At 38.2% G+C, this 16,847-nt stretch carries 14 protein-coding genes and 1 pseudogene; 4 read left to right on the top strand and 11 right to left on the bottom strand.

Going from position 1 to position 16,847, the window contains the following annotated elements; all coding sequences use genetic code 11:
* Positions 1 to 9 precede the first annotated feature (9 nt).
* The 5 genes from F908_RS05230 to F908_RS05250 all read right to left on the bottom strand — a co-directional run bounded on the left by F908_RS05230 (position 10) and on the right by F908_RS05250 (position 7,079).
* Positions 10 to 2,367: a DUF6160 family protein gene (locus F908_RS05230; protein ID WP_005158546.1), complete on the bottom strand. Its 2,358-nt coding sequence runs from the start codon at positions 2,365 to 2,367 to the stop codon at positions 10 to 12.
* 23 nt (positions 2,368 to 2,390) lie between these two features.
* Complete coding sequence (locus tag F908_RS05235) at positions 2,391 to 3,077, bottom strand: hypothetical protein (RefSeq protein ID WP_005158547.1); 687 nt, start codon at positions 3,075 to 3,077, stop codon at positions 2,391 to 2,393.
* A 10-nt stretch (positions 3,078 to 3,087) separates the two neighbouring features.
* Complete coding sequence (locus F908_RS05240) at positions 3,088 to 5,454, bottom strand: hypothetical protein (protein WP_005158548.1); 2,367 nt, start codon at positions 5,452 to 5,454, stop codon at positions 3,088 to 3,090.
* A gap of 347 nt (positions 5,455 to 5,801) precedes the next feature.
* Positions 5,802 to 6,371 carry a dCTP deaminase gene (gene dcd / locus F908_RS05245; RefSeq protein ID WP_003653416.1) on the bottom strand — a complete coding sequence of 190 codons (570 nt, stop codon included), beginning with the start codon at positions 6,369 to 6,371 and terminating at the stop codon, positions 5,802 to 5,804.
* Positions 6,372 to 6,485: 114 nt separating this feature from the next.
* Positions 6,486 to 7,079 carry a LysE family translocator gene (locus tag F908_RS05250; protein ID WP_004663686.1) on the bottom strand — a complete coding sequence of 198 codons (594 nt, stop codon included), beginning with the start codon at positions 7,077 to 7,079 and terminating at the stop codon, positions 6,486 to 6,488.
* 312 nt (positions 7,080 to 7,391) lie between these two features.
* Here F908_RS05250 and F908_RS05255 point away from each other — a divergent pair, with 312 nt between their 5' ends.
* A complete protein-coding gene (locus F908_RS05255) occupies positions 7,392 to 7,964 on the top strand; it encodes a DUF2062 domain-containing protein (RefSeq protein WP_005158550.1) in 573 nt (190 codons plus the stop codon).
* Positions 7,965 to 7,982: 18 nt separating this feature from the next.
* Here F908_RS05255 and apbC read toward each other — a convergent pair whose 3' ends face one another.
* The 3 genes from apbC to F908_RS05270 all read right to left on the bottom strand — a co-directional run bounded on the left by apbC (position 7,983) and on the right by F908_RS05270 (position 10,639).
* Entirely contained in the window at positions 7,983 to 9,212 is a 1,230-nt protein-coding gene (gene apbC, locus F908_RS05260; protein ID WP_005158554.1) for an iron-sulfur cluster carrier protein ApbC, read from the bottom strand.
* Between the two features lie 160 nt (positions 9,213 to 9,372).
* Positions 9,373 to 9,909 carry a hypothetical protein gene (locus F908_RS05265; RefSeq protein WP_005158556.1) on the bottom strand — a complete coding sequence of 179 codons (537 nt, stop codon included), beginning with the start codon at positions 9,907 to 9,909 and terminating at the stop codon, positions 9,373 to 9,375.
* Between the two features lie 193 nt (positions 9,910 to 10,102).
* Positions 10,103 to 10,639: a GNAT family N-acetyltransferase gene (locus F908_RS05270; RefSeq protein ID WP_005158561.1), complete on the bottom strand. Its 537-nt coding sequence runs from the start codon at positions 10,637 to 10,639 to the stop codon at positions 10,103 to 10,105.
* A gap of 107 nt (positions 10,640 to 10,746) precedes the next feature.
* Between F908_RS05270 and F908_RS05275 the strand changes: the two genes are divergently transcribed.
* On the top strand, positions 10,747 to 11,244 hold the full coding sequence (locus tag F908_RS05275; protein ID WP_034602660.1) for a hypothetical protein: 498 nt from the start codon (positions 10,747 to 10,749) through the stop codon (positions 11,242 to 11,244).
* A 26-nt stretch (positions 11,245 to 11,270) separates the two neighbouring features.
* Here F908_RS05275 and F908_RS05280 read toward each other — a convergent pair whose 3' ends face one another.
* Positions 11,271 to 11,732 carry a hypothetical protein gene (locus F908_RS05280; RefSeq protein WP_005158568.1) on the bottom strand — a complete coding sequence of 154 codons (462 nt, stop codon included), beginning with the start codon at positions 11,730 to 11,732 and terminating at the stop codon, positions 11,271 to 11,273.
* A 200-nt stretch (positions 11,733 to 11,932) separates the two neighbouring features.
* Between F908_RS05280 and metG the strand changes: the two genes are divergently transcribed.
* On the top strand, positions 11,933 to 13,990 hold the full coding sequence (gene metG, locus F908_RS05285) for a methionine--tRNA ligase (protein ID WP_005158569.1): 2,058 nt from the start codon (positions 11,933 to 11,935) through the stop codon (positions 13,988 to 13,990).
* A 295-nt stretch (positions 13,991 to 14,285) separates the two neighbouring features.
* A complete protein-coding gene (locus F908_RS05290) occupies positions 14,286 to 15,254 on the top strand; it encodes an IS30 family transposase (protein ID WP_228761473.1) in 969 nt (322 codons plus the stop codon).
* Here F908_RS05290 and F908_RS05295 read toward each other — a convergent pair.
* A complete protein-coding gene (locus tag F908_RS05295; RefSeq protein ID WP_005158570.1) occupies positions 15,245 to 16,294 on the bottom strand; it encodes a hypothetical protein in 1,050 nt (349 codons plus the stop codon). The genes F908_RS05290 and F908_RS05295 overlap by 10 nt on opposite strands.
* 328 nt (positions 16,295 to 16,622) lie before the next feature.
* Positions 16,623 to 16,847, bottom strand: a pseudogene (locus tag F908_RS05300) (IS4 family transposase); the annotation flags it as partial.

Consider the following 16,847-nt stretch of genomic DNA (forward strand, 5'->3'; position numbering starts at 1 on the left):
TATGCCAACTTAATGTGGTGTAATATTAAACTTACTGTTCAGCATTCCACCAGTCAATGCAATTTCACCTAAACGTTGCGCACTACCACCTGTGGGATAAAAATTCAAATCTTTAATACGGAACACATCTGCAGCTTGTTTATTTGGATTAATTGTCAATGCTGTATTAAAATCAATATTTCCATTATTGATTTTAATTTGATTACTAAAACCTAGCTTACCCGTAATATTATCAAGCCCAACAATTGAATCATCGATGGGTTCTACAATTTGTATTGCACCACTGGTCAGATTCAGATTTCCATCAAAACTAATAAAATTGGTTGCTGCCGTATTCCCTCCAGGTACCATCGTCATATCAACACTACCCGCCATACGCAAGCGCAGCCCAAACAAAACGTCTGCTTTACTTATTAAACCATTGACTGGCGCATATCCCTTGTTAGCAGTTTTATATTGCGAACCAGGCAAGTAGCCCACCGCCAACTGTCCAGAGGCAGCAAGCATAAATTCAGGAATGTACAAATTGAGTTGACCATTTTCCAGACCAATACTGCCATAACCAGACATCAGCATGTCGATATTACGCAAACCCACATAATAGTTAATTGGGTTATAGTCCGTTTCAGCACCACTTACATAGGCCACTCTGGTGTCTTTATGATACTTTTTACCATCAATCAATAGAATCGAAGTAGTTTTGCTACCATCATTACCCAAAGCTGCATTCGCTGCCGCGCTTAGGCTATAATCGTAGTTAATCCCTTTGGTGGACAAACCAAAACCAAAACCCAAACGTTGCGCATTAGTCACTGCTGTTCCACCATAAGGCGTACCTGTAAACTTGGTTCCGTAAATCGCAAGATTCGCATCCAGCCCATAAATGGGCAAGCCTACCCCCCAGGTCCCTCCAGCATTATTGGGTTGGGCCAAATCTGAACTGGCAATAAAACTGGTTTTACGGGAAATCGCCTGAAACTCTGCATCACGTACTGCCACAATCACCGCATTTGGGTTTGGCGTGGTGGTGTCAGTCGCAGCCTTACTCACTAACAGTTGGTAATCATCTGGCTCTGTGAGTTTAGTGGTTAAAAATCGAGCAGCGTTTAATACGGCATTTTGAGGTAATGCCATTCGTTTGGTATTGGCAAGGTTGACATAGACATTTCCAGAATCGAAATGCCCCGCCCCAGTATTTTCCTGACCACTACCGTTATAAGTGGTGATAAGTGGTGATAAGTTGCTAAATTGCAGACCATAGGCATTGCTGCCACCATGTGCAAGCTCCAGTGTGGTTGGATTCGCACCTGTATTGGTAAAATCGGCTTTCATCCGCATTGCCAGGCCTGTACTTCCCATGATATTGGCAGAACCTGTATCGGCTGTAGCCGTGGTATTTCCCGCAGCAAATGCCTTGCCTAAAATAGCGTTACCTGAACCACTTCGACCATCGGTTCCACGAAAAGTTAAGCTGGCATTTTTTAGATGTCCAGACGCACCGACTCGTATCAGCCCCTTTGTTCCTGTTGTTGCATCATACGTATTGCCTGTATCTTTTTTAATTACAAAATCAATATTTAGACCTGGTTTCGAGTTGGAAGAATCCAGTACCAAACCAGAAGCCGCACAGGCAGTCGCATCAAGAATACAAACCCGATTTAAATCGACATAGCCGTTGGCACCCGTTTCTAATATTAACCCTTTGGCAGCATCAACATACATATAGCCCTCACCTTTAAAATTAAAGTTGAAGTCCTTTAAAATAAGCTGGTTAATTTTAGTGCTCAGCGGTAGATTACTATCTTCCATCTGGCTTAAAAAAATATTAACCCGTTTCAATGAAATTTCAGCACTTGACAGGCTTGTCGGGCTGAACAAACCATCTTTGGTAATAAAATGCAAGGTGGCATTTTCATGAGACTGGACTGTTAAACCACCTGGACTATCACCACAGTTATTCCCTGCACCATCACAAATTTTAAATTCTTTTGCACTAATGGTACCATAACGTGACACAATACTAAGGTCTACGCCCGCTTTACCTGTAGCAGCATCCGATCCTGCATTTACTTTGTAGGTTGTGCCTAGATTATTACCTGTAATAGAGACACCATCCGCATAAGCACGTAATGCAGTATCACTACCATTCACCATACCGACTTTATCTTCCCAATAGAGGCGGTCGATATTAATACTGTCATACGAAGTGTCTAGCATAATTCCATCTTGAGCATTGGTTGCACGTAATTCCTGCTCATTCATGGCCTGCATGGCATAAACCGAACTGTGCACCGCACATAAACTCATTGCCAGCACAGTCATACGCATCATCGGGCGGTGTCCATTTTTTTTGTTATCTGACGACATACTTTCCTCCATGAAAAAATGAATTAGCAACGTTTCATTGAGGCATCACAACTAAACACCTTTAATGTGCCTTGTAACGCCAAATTGCCATTCATCATCATCCCTGTGAAACCCGTTTCACGACCTTGGTCAAATTGATTGGTTGTATCGGTATACACACCATTGGCATAAGCCGAAACTCCACTACCACCTGCACCCATTGCCAAATAACCTGGAATATTTCCTGAACTTTCATTTGCCACTGTATCCGTTTCAATTGACATGGCATTAAATCCAAAATTACGGATAAGAATCGGAGAAGTCTCCTTAATACTCAATTGTAATGCAGCCTTAATTTGGTCTGGAACAGCCGTCATATTGCTATCTGAGCTGTACAGCAAATCAACACCATCAATATCGACATTATTCAAACCTATGGTGCCTTGAATACCTTTTAGAACCAACCATTGTTTTTTGCCATCTGAAGTGGTGCGATTGTTAAACGACATTGCAAGACGACAAAACTTTACGTCTGTTCCATTACAGTATTGTCCTGTCGCATTCGCAAAAACACCAGGACTGGTTTGGTTTAAACTCAATGACCAATTAATGGTTGCCGCACTTTGTGCCTCCACAGCTTGCAACTCTTTATTTTCAAGAGGTTTAAGCTCTGCGTGAGTTGTTTGAAATAGCAAAACCAAAAGCGAAGCAAATAGCATTGTTTTTTTCATGATTTGCTCCTTATAACCCTTTAGTGGTCAATTTCATATGCTGGATCAATAAACCATCTATGACAGCAGAACCTAAATTATTGAGTGGAGATGGATTGACTGCTGTGGTCTGTGTTGGGACGAAATCTGCTTTTAGCGTTCCCATACTGTTATAGACGCTTGTTGCAGTTCGGTCATTACTGGCATTAAACCATCCCGCTGTACGGCTTGTATTGGTCCAACTGGCATTCGCTGCCGTGGTTGGTGACATATTATAATAACCATCAGTTATACGACTTAACCCCCGCACCCCTTCTGTAGGCCCCCCATCACCTTGACAATCAGTTCCACTTTGTCCCGTCCAACAGTCTTCTATACCAGCAATAAATCCTAAAGCCGTCAAAGCAGAATTCATTGCCCCAGAATCACGCCAACCTGCCGTCCAATCATTTGTTCGTTCTTGAGTGAGCGTGCTATGCACACCACCGACCCAATTGCCATTTTGATCCTTATATCCACCCGCCCCTGAAACAGCAACCCCACCCAAACACGTATAAGCTGTGGTGCATGTGTCATGCAAGGTTACCCCATTTACTGTATAAGTCCCCGCAATCAGGTTTCGACCCGCAGTATCTCCAAAAATCGGCTTACCATTGACATCATAACCTGTCACATACCCCCAATAGTTATGTGCTGCTGCAATATTGTACCAACGAAAATCATAGTTACTAGAAGCATCCCCTATGATACCAGAAGCATCATGGCGTCCAAGACCATATGGATCATTTTGTGTACCCCCCAAACTATACAAACGATAGCGATCTGTTACTACATAACTGGCTGTCTGTACCGCACGTTGTTGGTACTGGACTTCATTATATGACTTAGTAAATGTACCATTTTGATTATAAGTTGCAGGTAAGGCACCAAAAGAAATACCAATCGCATCTGCTTGCTGGTAAGCACTTAGCTGGCTTCTGCTTCCAGTATTATCATAAATTGTTGACCCTACACTAATACTACTGTGCGTAGCAGGATTGAACACCCCATCCACGGTACGGCCACATTGGTATACATTACAGGTCGAACCAAGGTAAGTAGTCGAAGTTGGGTTAGCATAATCGGTATAAATTTTTTGATAAACATTAGCCTGATTAGGTATACGCGTAATTTCCATAGTCAGGTTTCGATTATCATCAGCAACGCCAATGACGAGCGGTTGATAAAGAGAACCTAGCGTCAAATTAAAATTAGCACCATAGAAAAACAAACCTTCCGTAGCATCAAAAGTAGGTGCCGTAGCAGCAGCATCGATTGCAGGCGTACTTGCATTCTCCCCTGTCACCCCTCTGGTACTAAAGCGCAAGGCTTTCGCTGCAAGCGCAGGATCTAGAGACCATCGCACATTGGTTTGAGTGTCGGTGACCGTCCTGTTTCTAAAGCGATACTGACAATCGAGCGAGCTAAAGTTGTTATCACACCCACCACTCGGCGCAGTTGGTGTTGTGGCCGCATTCCAACCAGTAGTAGGATTGTAGGTTCGGCTAGAGCTATCCGCCGTAACATTCGCTCTTAATGTTGATGAATCACTATTGCCGCTATTAAATCTTAAGGTTCCTGACAAACCCAATGTATTATTATAAGAGGTACTTAAGCCTCCAGCATTGGTCGCCCCGCCCAAAGTTTGAAACAGGTTAAGTGAGCTACCATTGATACTAAAATCATTCCAAATTGCCTGTAAACGCAAACGATTAGATAGCCCAACACCCCAACCCGCTGGATTATTATCTGGCGCAGCTACGGTCGGATTCCGCATAAAGATATCCGCCCATAAACCAAGCTTTAAGTGATAATCATCTTTATTTACATCAGAAAACCCAGCAATATCGTAAGTCGGGGCCTCATAACTAAGATAAGAAAGCGAGCGATCTACTCCCGCAAAATCAGGAATCGTGGCAGATTGGACTTTCAATAACCAAGGGTTATCTGCACTTCCCCATGATTTTATTTGACCTGTACTAGAACTATTGTAACGATTATTAATATTGGAATCGGCACGCGAAACAGCTAAACCATATAGGAAAATGTCTGCTTTTTGCGCTCCACCTGCTGTTGCTTCAGGAGTTAATGGTCCAACAGGAATGTAACGTATATACCCGGTATCTTTTGCACGATTGGTATAATCGGTCAGTTGTTGTGTCGTATTATCATTTGCACCTTGAAAAACCATTCTAAAGTTTTCAGGTAACATCGCAATACCCTCACCTGTCGTGTCAGCAAGTGCGGAATCGTCTAAAGGTTCAAGATTTTCAAGTGCAAAAACTGACTGGCTTAAACACAAACCAATCAAACTCGCTAAAACAGTTTTCTGAAATGATACCGTATGAAATGTAGTCATCTTGACCTTCCTGTTACACGATGCTCCGCATCAGCGTTATTTTTCTTAAGTCCCTCTTGAGTGATTTCTTTCATCTACCCTCAATTTTAGAGTCAAAGACGTGCTTCCTAGCATCACTCAAATACAGGCAAATTCTGCCTATGCAATCTCACCTCTCATTATGCCGATAATTTACACAAATGCAAAATATATTAGGTAAACGTTCTATTTTCCGATGAATGAATTATTGTTTTTAAATAATTTCTTTTAAATATATGTCTGAATATTATATTTTTATTCTTTAAATATAAGGTTTATATTGCAACAACCAAAAAACTTTATGATTGTTGCAAAATGTAATTTACAAATCATGTTTTCGGTAAAGTTACACCTGTTTGACCTTGGTATTTACCACCACGGTCTTTATAAGATGTTTCACACACCTCATCACTTTCAAAAAACAGCATTTGTGCCACGCCTTCACCCGCATAAATACGTGCTGGGAGATTCGTTGTATTTGAAAACTCAAGCGTAACGTGACCTTCCCACTCAGGCTCTAGTGGCGTTACATTCACGATAATACCGCAACGAGCATAAGTCGATTTACCTAAACATACTGTTAGGACATTTCGTGGAATACGGAAATATTCAATCGTACGTGCGAGAGCAAATGAGTTCGGTGGAATAATACAAACATCTGATTCGATATCGATAAAACTTTTGTCATCAAAATTTTTCGGATCAACAATTGCAGAGTGAACATTGGTAAAAACTTTAAATTCACGTGCGCAACGGACGTCATAGCCATAGCTAGACACCCCATAAGAAATCAATTTTTCTCCGTTTTCATCGAAACGGACTTGATTCTCTGCATAAGGTTCAATCATGCCGTGTTTTTCGCTCATTTCACGAATCCAACGATCAGATTTTATTGCCATGACTTTTATCCAAAATCTAAGTTAATGATTGGAGAGTACTTTAACTTAAAACGACATTAATGAAAACAACAGAACCCTGCTACCTAGATGGTTCAAGGCAGCAGAAAAATAGAATTAGAGATTAATTAGAGCTGAATAGCTAATAGGAATGGCAAAGCTGATCAGTACAACTGATGCTGTACGCTGTAACTTAGATTGAGATAACCATTTTACTTTATTGGTTGCCAACACAGCACCAACTGAAATCCAAAATAGTGCAATTGGAAGAATGAGTGCGACAAAGCTACTCATATGCGCAACATAGATTTCTTGCGTTTGCCATGCTGTTGTTGGGAAAATTGCAGAAGCAAATAATAAAGCTTTAGGGTTTAATAATGTCGCACATAACAATTCTCTAGGTCGAATTGTAGGTTGATTTAAAATCACTTCTTGATTTGCTGTACGCCATAATTTAATCGCAAGGAAAATAATATACCCTGCACTTAATAGTTTTAAAAATGTTGGTAATAAAGGTAATGTCGCTGAGACTTTACCAATCAACATTCCCCATGCACTGATCGCAATAATATAACCAATTGCCTCCGCAGGAATCAGCAATAGAGATTTACGCAATCCTACCTGAATACCAGAGGATGCAAGTAAAGTATTGGTTGGGCCAGGAGTGAGCAAAATGGTTATCACTAAACCAATAAAAAACCATGAAATCATTGAATGACCTCACTAAAAGATAAATTCAGATTAATATAATTGCCAGTTGATAGCAAAATTTTAACTGTAAGCACTTATGACGAGAGCCTATTTAAATAAATGTTTTATCTATATTTTATTAATTACAAGTACACTCTACTCAAGAGTCACATGAGTAAAAACACAGGCTAAAATACAACACATATAACGTATTCTAAGTATTCTTATTTTTTAACAAGATAAACTTTGGTGCTATTTTAAGTTTTCAATAAGTAAATAATGTTATTTTATATACATTCGTTCACTTTTCTCTTTAAATGTGTTCCCTCGCTTATGCCTAAGAAGTTTTTTAACAAGTGGCTGCCTTCATCAGAGAAAGTTGCTAGTCTAAAATTTATGAGAATTTTTGGTGAACGCACCTTAAATCCTCTACTTTGGTATGTGAACCGTCGTTCTATCGCGAAAGCCATGTTTATTGGAACATTTTGGGGAATATTACCTGTCCCTTTTCATAGCCTATTCATTATTTTGACTGTGTTATGGTTTGAAGTGAACTTGCCTATTGGCCTATGTATGGCTTGGTTAACCAATCCGCTCACTGTCGTTCCAATTCTGTATTTAGGTTTTTGGTTTGGAACTAAAATTTATCATGTGCACATGATCAATAGCGATATGCTTTTAGGGGTTTTACACCAAATTTTGAATTGGCTTAAGAATTTTGGTCATGGTCATATTGATTTCAGCCTTGCGAAGATTCTCGTATCAGGGCTTGTGATTGAAGCAATTTTATTTGCGATTAGTTTTTATTTAATTACACATTTACTTTGGCGTTGGAGCGTAGTGAATGCTTGGAAAAAAAGAAAACAAGCACTGCAATCAAATAATGAAATTAATAAAAGCCTCTAAATTAGAGGCTTTTCAAATTTAGAAAATACGATTTTCATCACGCTGACGTTTTGGCAATTTATCCATTTGTTTTAATACAGCTTGTGCGATATTGAGGTAGCTCTCTGCCGCTGCATCCTGAGCAATCACACTTGGTTTACCATTATCTGCATGTTCACGAATTTTTGCGTCTAAAGGTAAACGTCCTAATAAAGGAATATCATATTGCTCAGACAATTGATCTCCTCCGCCTATCCCAAAGATCTGTTCTTCATGTCCGCAATTAGAGCAAATATGTGTCGACATATTTTCAATAACACCGAGTACAGGGATATTTACTCTGTTAAAAAGTTCGATTCCTTTTACCGCATCCATAAGTGCAACATTTTGAGGAGTCGTGACAATCACCGCGCCTGTTACAGGAATACGTTGTGCCAAAGTCAATTGAATATCACCTGTACCAGGTGGCATATCAATCACTAACACATCTAAATCTGGCCAAAGTGTTTGGTTAAAAAGTTGCATCAATGCACCAGTCGCTTTAGGACCACGCCAAGCCACAGGTGTATTGTGTGCACCAATCAAATGTCCGATTGAAAGCACAGCCATACCATACGCATCTAAAGGCACAAAATTTTCATTTTCAATTTGTGGAGTACGTCCCGCATTCCCCAACATGGTTGGAATACTTGGACCATAGATATCTGCATCCAAGACACCGACTTTTAGACCGAGTTGTTGCAATGCAAGCGCCAGATTCACTGTCGTGGTTGATTTACCGACCCCACCTTTTCCTGACGATACCAATATTACATTTTGAATACGTGGATGTGCAGCCACATCGCGTTGTTGCGGTGCAGCTTTTTGAATCGGTGGATTATTGGGATCGACTTCCGCTTTAGGAGAAGCATCCATTACAGGTGGTAAATTGCTATTTTCTGCTTTTGGCTTCGATGAGCAGCTATGACCTGCTTCACTATGCGATGCATGTTTTTGTTGAATAATATGTAAATTTAACTCTTGGATACCGCATTTTTCCAGAGCTTCAGCGAGTTCATCGTGAATCTGTTGTAAGTGATCTTTTTCTTGAGGAAAAGTATTAATCGTGAGTTGTAAAATTCGACCTTGTACATTCACTTGGCTGATACGATCTTTTAATGCATTTTCAGAATGTGGCAGCACATAATTTTGTAAAACAGTTTGAATTTCATCTTCCTTCACTTCTTGTGCTGGTGAAAAAACAGATTTTAAGGAAGAAAGCCACGACATTTTGTTTACTCCAAAAACAGACGATCAATATATCACTGAGTTTGGCTAGTTTAGCAGTATTGAAGATTGGACGCTCATATCAGAGAAGATAATTGCTCATTTTTTATGAACGTGTTTTCTTCTCTGAGTATAAGCATGATCTTAAATAGTCATCAAAAGATTAACCTTTGAATTTATTTAATGTATCTGTTGCAGCTTTCTTTAAATCATCCAGTTTATGGCTCGCTTGAGCTTTTAGATCTTCAAGCTTAGCAGCAGCTTCATCTTTTAGTTCAGCAGCTTTTGCTTTGGCATCTTCTAACTTATGGCTTGCTTCTTGTTTTAAATGATCTAATTTCTCTTTGGCTGCATGCTGAGTATCTGCCAATTTTTCTTTCAGCTCATCTGCTTTAGCAGATAAAGCAGCTTTGCCCTCACCATACTGATCCGTTGCATTTGTTTTTAAATCATCTAAAGTTTGCTTACCCTTTTGCTTCAACTCATTGGCTTTATCTTTTGCTTGTTGCAGATCAGTTTTCGTTTGATCAAGATCTTTAGCTGCAAAGTTTTTAACGTCTTCGACAGTTTCTTGACCTTTTTGCTTGATGTCATTTCCAAGTTCGCTGACTTTATCTTTGACTTGCTGTAAATCTGTTTTAGTTTGCTCCAAATCTTTTGATGCGAACTCTTTTAACTGATCAATTTTGTCATTACTCATGTCTTGTTCCTCTTGTTATATCGTAATAAATTACTGTTGCTTTCATTTATAGTTATACAAGATTCTGCGGATATTTAGAGGAATTGCTGCAAATTGAAACAAATGGGATACAGGATGATTCAAATTTATTGCTGATTAATAACCATTTGAATTTTCATATATAAAAATCATATAAATGCATAACACAACTAAATTACTTGATACGAGCAGACTGCTGAATCTCATACAATACATGCCAACTTAATGGATGATCTTGAGCTAGAGCAGGATGTTGAAATTCTGCTAATTTCCTCATCCCTAAGCTTTGCATAAGCGCTTCTGATCGCAGATTTTCTAAAGTGGTAAAAGACACAACTGTTTCAAGCTGCAAATGATTAAAAGCAAATTCTAAGGCGGCATTTGCTGCTTCTTTTGCATAACCTTTGCCCCAAAATGGTTGATCTAAGCGCCAGCCAATTTCAACACAGGGTGAAAATGAAAACTGTGTGGGTTGATCATGTAATCCTACCAAGCCTATCAATTGTTGAGTCTGTTTTAATTCTACTGCCCAAAAACCCCACCCCTGTTTTTCAATAATTGCCTTTAATTTATCTATATATACATCGCTTTCAGCGCGCGTTAAAACTTTTGGAAAATACCGCATAACCTCTGGATTAGCACTCATCTCTGCAAAAGGTAAATAATCCGTGTCTCGCCATTGGCGTAAAATCAGTCTTGGTGTTTCGATCATTTTTAGAACCATTAAATTTGTATTAAAAACTATTCACAATATAGGGAATAAGATCAGATATACTTTTGCGCTATCGTGAAATTAACCTGACTTATAAAGCTTTATATATGAATGAAAATGAACTTCTAGAAATTCAAAATGAACTGCAAGCTCAACAAAAGCGCCTGAACTATATTCTTTCGAGTAAAAGAAGAATCCAAAGCATGATTGATTCTTTTGAAGGTGATTTGGCAGAACAATTACTTCCTGTCATTCATAATGAAAGCAATGATTATGCGGGAATCGCAACAAGTTTGGCACTTTCAATTTGTTGGAAATTTTCAAAAGTTGAATTTCCAAAGACTGTTCATTGGTGCAGTGAATTAAGTATCAGCGATCTACAAGTTAAAGATGAATTTACCGCTGTAATTAAAGCTCAGGCTTGGTTAGGTACTTTAGGAAGTGATGAACTTTGGCAAACGCCACTCTTTGCCGAAATTACAGTTGATCCAAAAACCAATAGTTTAAAAAGCTATCACATCCATTTCTTATCTAAAGGGAAAATCATCTCTTTAAGAAAGAACTCTAAGCAAAGTGTGACCGTTAAGCAGATGCAAAGTATGTAATCCTTTGGGATACATACTTTTTTAAATCAAAATAAGATCATGTTCTTCTTTTGATTTACTTTATTCATCACAAAGTAACAACTGTTCGCCCCCATACAACCCAAAGCCAAAATCGGCAGCATCATAAAATACATCAAAATACCGATCTTTAAAGCTGAGAAATCAATTTGGTTCACTTGATCTTCGAACAGGATCATTAAGACCAGTAAAGCCCAAGCAATTAAGATCACAAAACTTATTTTTAAAAATTGCAATAAATCAAAAATCTGAGTGGGTAATTTCAATACCGCAAAAACAATCAAATAAAAGATAAAAGCCAAAACGATGAGTATTGGGGTCAAATACATCATAACTTCCATGCCATCACTGACTACATGAAGCAGATGATTCTTTCGATAATTTAAGAACAAACAAAATGGAATCACAAAACTAAAAACAGAAACTAAACTGGCTGAGACTGATGAAAAAACTAATGACCAAGACCTCATTTTTATTTTCCTCTCTTTGATATTGTGATTATTCTCGATCAAACAGATGAACTTTGATTGAAGCCAAAGTGAAGCTTGTATGAAGTTTCAAAATAAGATTCCCTTCAGGCTAAAAAGATTTCACCGATTCCCTTGTGCAAGTCGCTCTTAAGTCATGTAAAATCATCCACCTTGTAAATACGAATGAGAGAACAATATCCGTGCGTAAAATTTTAGTCACCAATGCCCTTCCTTATGCCAATGGTCCTATCCATATGGGTCACTTACTCGGTTATATCCAAGCAGATATTTGGGTTCGTGCGATGCGTGCAATGGGTCATGACGTGACTTACGTATGTGCGGATGATGCTCATGGTACAGCGATCATGTTACGTGCTGAAGCGAATGGCATCAGCCCTGAAGCGCAAATTGCCAATGTTCAGAAAGAACACATTCGTGATTTTGATGGTTTTGGTGTGCATTTCGATCATTATGATTCAACTCATAGCGATGCAAACAAAGCACGTGCATCTGAGATTTACATCAAAAACCGTGAAGCAGGCAATATCGCTGTTCGCCCTGTCACACAATTATTTGATCCTGAAAAAGGCATGTTCTTGTCTGATCGTTTCATTAAAGGCACGTGCCCGAAATGTAAAGCGGAAGATCAATACGGCGACTCATGTGAAGTCTGCGGTACAACCTATAACGCGACCGAGTTATTAAACCCACGCTCAACATTGAGTGGTGCAACGCCAGTTGAGAAATCATCAGATCACTATTTCTTTAAACTACCGAATTTCTCAGAATACTTACAGAAATGGACACGTGATCAAGGTCGTTTACCATTGTCTATTGCCAACAAACTAGATGAATGGTTTGAATCGGGTTTATCAGATTGGGATATTTCGCGTGATGCGCCTTATTTCGGTTTTGAAATTCCAGATGCACCAAACAAATATTTCTATGTTTGGGTAGACGCTCCGATTGGTTATATGTCGAGTTTTGAAAACTACATCAAGACTAAACGTCCAGATTTAAGTTTTGATGACTTTTGGAAGAAAGACTCTGACAAAGAAGTCTATCACTTCATTGGTAAAGACATCGTTTACTTCCATGCACTGTTCTGGCCTGCAATGCTTGAAGGTGCTAACTACCGCACGCCATCTGGTTTATTCGTCAATGGTTTCCTGACGGTGAATGGTCAGAAGATGTCAAAATCTCGCGGCACATTCATCAAAGCTGAAACCTATTTAGAGCATTTGAACCCAGAATATTTACGCTATTACTTTGCTTCTAAGCTTTCTGACAAAGTTGAAGATTCGGATTTGAATTTGGATGACTTCGTACAGAAAGTGAATTCTGACCTTGTTGGTAAAGTGGTGAATATTGCCAGCCGTTGTGCAAAATTTATTAACAGCAACTTCAATAATACTTTGTCGAATACATGCGCTGAACCTGAACTAGTTCAAAGCTTTATTGACGCTGGTGATTCAATTGCCCAAGCCTATGAAGCACGTGAATTCTCCGCAGCAATCCGTGAAATCATGGCGTTGGCTGACCGTGCCAATCAATATATCGATGAGAAAAAACCGTGGGCGCTTGCCAAACAAGAAGGTCAGGAACAACAAGTACATGATGTCTGCTCTGTGGGTATCAACTTGTTCCGTCAACTTGCTATTTATTTGGCTCCTGTGCTTCCAACGCTTGCTGCACAAGTTCAAGCCTTCTTACAGCTTGAAAGCTTTGACTTTGCATCACGTCAGCATATCTTGCTTGCACATGAAATTGCGCAATTCCAACCACTTATGCAGCGTGTTGATCCTAAAGCAGTTGCTGCAATGGTTGATGCATCTAAAGACTCTTTAGCTGCTGCGGCAGAAGCACCAAAAGTGGAAAAGAAAAAAGAGAAGAAAGCCGAGAAGAAGCCTGAACCTAAAGTGGGTGAAGCTGAAATCATTGGTATTGAAGACTTTATGAAAGTTGACCTCCGTGTAGCAGAAGTTTTAGAAGCTGCAACGGTAGAAGGTTCTGATAAATTACTTCAACTCACTTTAAATGTTGGTGAAGCTGAACCACGCAATGTGTTTAGTGGCATTCGTGAGTTCTATCAGCCCGAAGACTTAAAAGGCAAATTGGTGGTCATGGTCGCTAACCTTGCACCTCGTAAAATGCGTTTTGGTATTTCTAACGGTATGGTACTTGCAGCAGGTAATGGCGAAGGTGTTTGGGTGATTTCACCTGAATCTGGTGCAAAACCGGGTGATAAAGTGTCTTAAGTCTTTAAATTTAAGATGATGGAAAGCCTCTACTAATGTAGGGGCTTTTTTGTTTGTTAGCTAACTTTTTGTCCTTGCAAATCATTTACAAGAGAAATTTTACTTTCATCAGATAAATCATCATATTTAGACTTTAAATTTTCTAGTAAGAAATTATTAGATAGACTAAATTCGTCAAAAATAGGGCAGAGTAAAACTTGAAGTGCGACATAAACCACCTAATTAATTTAAAGGGTTTATGGAGTATATAAAATTGTCATACCATCATCTTAACTTTGAAGATCGTACTGCATTAATGCTTGAGTCAAGAAAAGAAGGCTTTTCACCCAGAAAATTTGCTGAACTTATTAAAAGACATCCTAGTACGATCTATCGTGAACTTAAAAGAAATAGCATCAATGACGTTTATCAAGCTCGATATGCTTCTGATAACACCTTCGCTAGACGTAGACGTGGTCACAGAAAACTCAAAATCGACTCAATTCTCTGGAGATTTATTGTTGAAGCGATCCGTTGTTTATGGTCTCCTCAGCAAATATCGAAGCGTTTAAAGACATTTCCTGATTTGGATCAAACAATGAATGTAAGCCATACAACGATTTACTCAACTATACGAGCATTACCAAAGGGTGAGTTGAAAAAAGACTTATTATCCTGTCTGCGTCATGAAAATAAAAAGCGAAAAGCTAACGGTGAACCTAAAAAAGATTCTATATTACAGGATATTAAAACTATTCATGAGCGCCCAGCCGAAGTTCAAGAAAGAAAAATACCGGGTCATTGGGAGGCCGATTTAATTAAAGGTAAAGACAATAAAAGTTCGATAGCAACACTTATTGAACGAAATACACGGCTCTGTATCTTGGCAACATTACCTGATGCAAAGGCAGAATCAGTGCGCAAGGCTTTAACTGAAGCTCTGAAATATTTACCTGCAGAACTGCGTAAAACGTTGACCTATGACCGTGGACGTGAGATGTCAGAACATAAAATACTCGAAGAAGATTTAGGCATAGATGTATATTTCTGTGACCCACATTCACCATGGCAAAAAGGCACATGCGAAAATATGAATGGTTTAATTAGGCAATATTTACCTAAAGGAATTGATTTAAATCAGGCAGATCAGCATTATTTAAATCAAGTTGCCATGTCACTGAATACTCGTCCTAGAAAAGCGTTAGATTGGCTTACACCATTAGAGAAGTTTGCTCAGCTTGTTGATTATCATAAGGCTTTTGAAACTGTCGCACCTCATGTTTGAATTCGCCTAGTATACCAATCTTTAACATAACATTTTATTTTTTCAGCTTGTAGAACTAAACCAAGCTCCCCTTTATCTTTATGGCTTTGTAGTTGTGCCTTAATCGAAAAATCATCTTTTGAAATTTTCCTACCAATCAAGATTAATTCAAAAACTAATTTTCCACTATTAAAACCAGGGTATTTAGCAATAATCTCTGCATAGTCGTTTAATTGTTGTAAATGTTTTTTATTCAAAGAGATACTTGGTTTTTTTATTTCAACGATAATACACTTGTAAATAGGTTTACCTAGGGCATCGAATGTATATTGTTTTCTTGCAAGAAACAAATCAACTTGCCTATTAAGTCCTTGAATGACTACTTCTGTATGATCATCAGAATCTAAATCATCTAACCCTATTTCATTGACTCCCTTAATTTCTTTTCTTAATTTCTGAGCAATTTTTGTAAACGTATCTTCTTCTGCCCCCAAAAGCTCATATTGTGAACCAAAAAGCCATGTATTTGCCTCAATAATTTTTTGTAAATCTGGCGTTTCTAATACCGATTCATAATGCTTATCCATTAACTCTTTAAGTTTGGCTACAGCTAACTCTCTTTTCTGTAGAATTTCAATCGTACTAATTATATTTTCTAACGTAGTTGATTTAAGTTGCTTTGCTAGCAAATTAACCTGAGTATCATTTAAGTCTAGGACATCATCTAAAACATCAAATATTGCATCATTTTCTTTAGATACCAAAAGCTTATCTAGCATTCTAATAATAATTTTTAAGGGCTTTGTATTAAGATTTGTAAAAACTTTGGGATCAGCTAAATAAATACTTCTCACAGCATCTTTTGTATTTTTCTTTCGCCATAATGCATAATTGTGCTCATAGCCAAGGTAAGATGGGAAATATCCTTTTTCATCATAACTTTCTATTTTGGCATCAACATAATCTCTTAAATAGTCTTCATATATTTCTTTCAGAAAAGAACTCATTTCTGAATTAATTTTTCTTAATATTTTTTGTTGTTGCTCAAACTTAGAATCCATTTCTAATTCATTTTTATTATAGGTATCATTCCATTCAGATAAAGCATAACAACTTGTAAAAAAATCTATCTTATTATTAGCCTTACTTAATTCTTTAAAAATTATCTTTTGATTAGAATCTAATAAATAGTTACATGATTTATCATGACTTAACTTTTCATGCCATCTTATAGCCTTTATTTTAAAATTAATATTCTCGATCTGTACATCTTTTTCAAAGCAAGAGTTTTCTAAGATAGGTACTTCAACTCCATTTAAGAATAGTTTTCTGTGCGGGTTTACTATTAATAGCCAACTAAATTCTTTTTTTCTCTGTACACGACAAATTTCATAGAGCCCTTGTCCTATCAGGCTTTTTCTTTCTTAAAATTGCGAGCACTTTCTTAAATTCTTCTTTTTTTCCAAAACCAATCAAACGTAGAATAGCCATCTGAACATAGTCTAAACCGTATCGAAATAAACTGACTGAAAGTCGTCCATGCTTCTTTATTTTTATCGCTTTTTTTCGATCATGTTGCCATTCACCTGTTAAATAGCACCAACAGAAACCGAT

Source organism: Acinetobacter sp. NIPH 284 (assembly GCF_000369425.1).
GTDB lineage: Bacteria > Pseudomonadota > Gammaproteobacteria > Pseudomonadales > Moraxellaceae > Acinetobacter.

What these genes read in the sequence shown, in the direction of transcription:
- F908_RS05230 (WP_005158546.1), bottom strand. Translation starts at nt 2,367, where the DNA reads ATGTCGTCAGATAACAAAAAAAATGGACACCGCCCGATGATGCGTATG.
- F908_RS05235 (WP_005158547.1), bottom strand. Translation starts at nt 3,077, where the DNA reads ATGAAAAAAACAATGCTATTTGCTTCGCTTTTGGTTTTGCTATTTCAA.
- F908_RS05240 (WP_005158548.1), bottom strand. Translation starts at nt 5,454, where the DNA reads ATGACTACATTTCATACGGTATCATTTCAGAAAACTGTTTTAGCGAGT.
- dcd (WP_003653416.1), bottom strand. Translation starts at nt 6,371, where the DNA reads ATGGCAATAAAATCTGATCGTTGGATTCGTGAAATGAGCGAAAAACAC.
- F908_RS05250 (WP_004663686.1), bottom strand. Translation starts at nt 7,079, where the DNA reads ATGATTTCATGGTTTTTTATTGGTTTAGTGATAACCATTTTGCTCACT.
- F908_RS05255 (WP_005158550.1), top strand. Translation starts at nt 7,392, where the DNA reads ATGCCTAAGAAGTTTTTTAACAAGTGGCTGCCTTCATCAGAGAAAGTT.
- apbC (WP_005158554.1), bottom strand. Translation starts at nt 9,212, where the DNA reads ATGTCGTGGCTTTCTTCCTTAAAATCTGTTTTTTCACCAGCACAAGAA.
- F908_RS05265 (WP_005158556.1), bottom strand. Translation starts at nt 9,909, where the DNA reads ATGAGTAATGACAAAATTGATCAGTTAAAAGAGTTCGCATCAAAAGAT.
- F908_RS05270 (WP_005158561.1), bottom strand. Translation starts at nt 10,639, where the DNA reads ATGATCGAAACACCAAGACTGATTTTACGCCAATGGCGAGACACGGAT.
- F908_RS05275 (WP_034602660.1), top strand. Translation starts at nt 10,747, where the DNA reads ATGAATGAAAATGAACTTCTAGAAATTCAAAATGAACTGCAAGCTCAA.
- F908_RS05280 (WP_005158568.1), bottom strand. Translation starts at nt 11,732, where the DNA reads ATGAGGTCTTGGTCATTAGTTTTTTCATCAGTCTCAGCCAGTTTAGTT.
- F908_RS05290 (WP_228761473.1), top strand. Translation starts at nt 14,286, where the DNA reads ATGCTTGAGTCAAGAAAAGAAGGCTTTTCACCCAGAAAATTTGCTGAA.
- F908_RS05295 (WP_005158570.1), bottom strand. Translation starts at nt 16,294, where the DNA reads ATGGATTCTAAGTTTGAGCAACAACAAAAAATATTAAGAAAAATTAAT.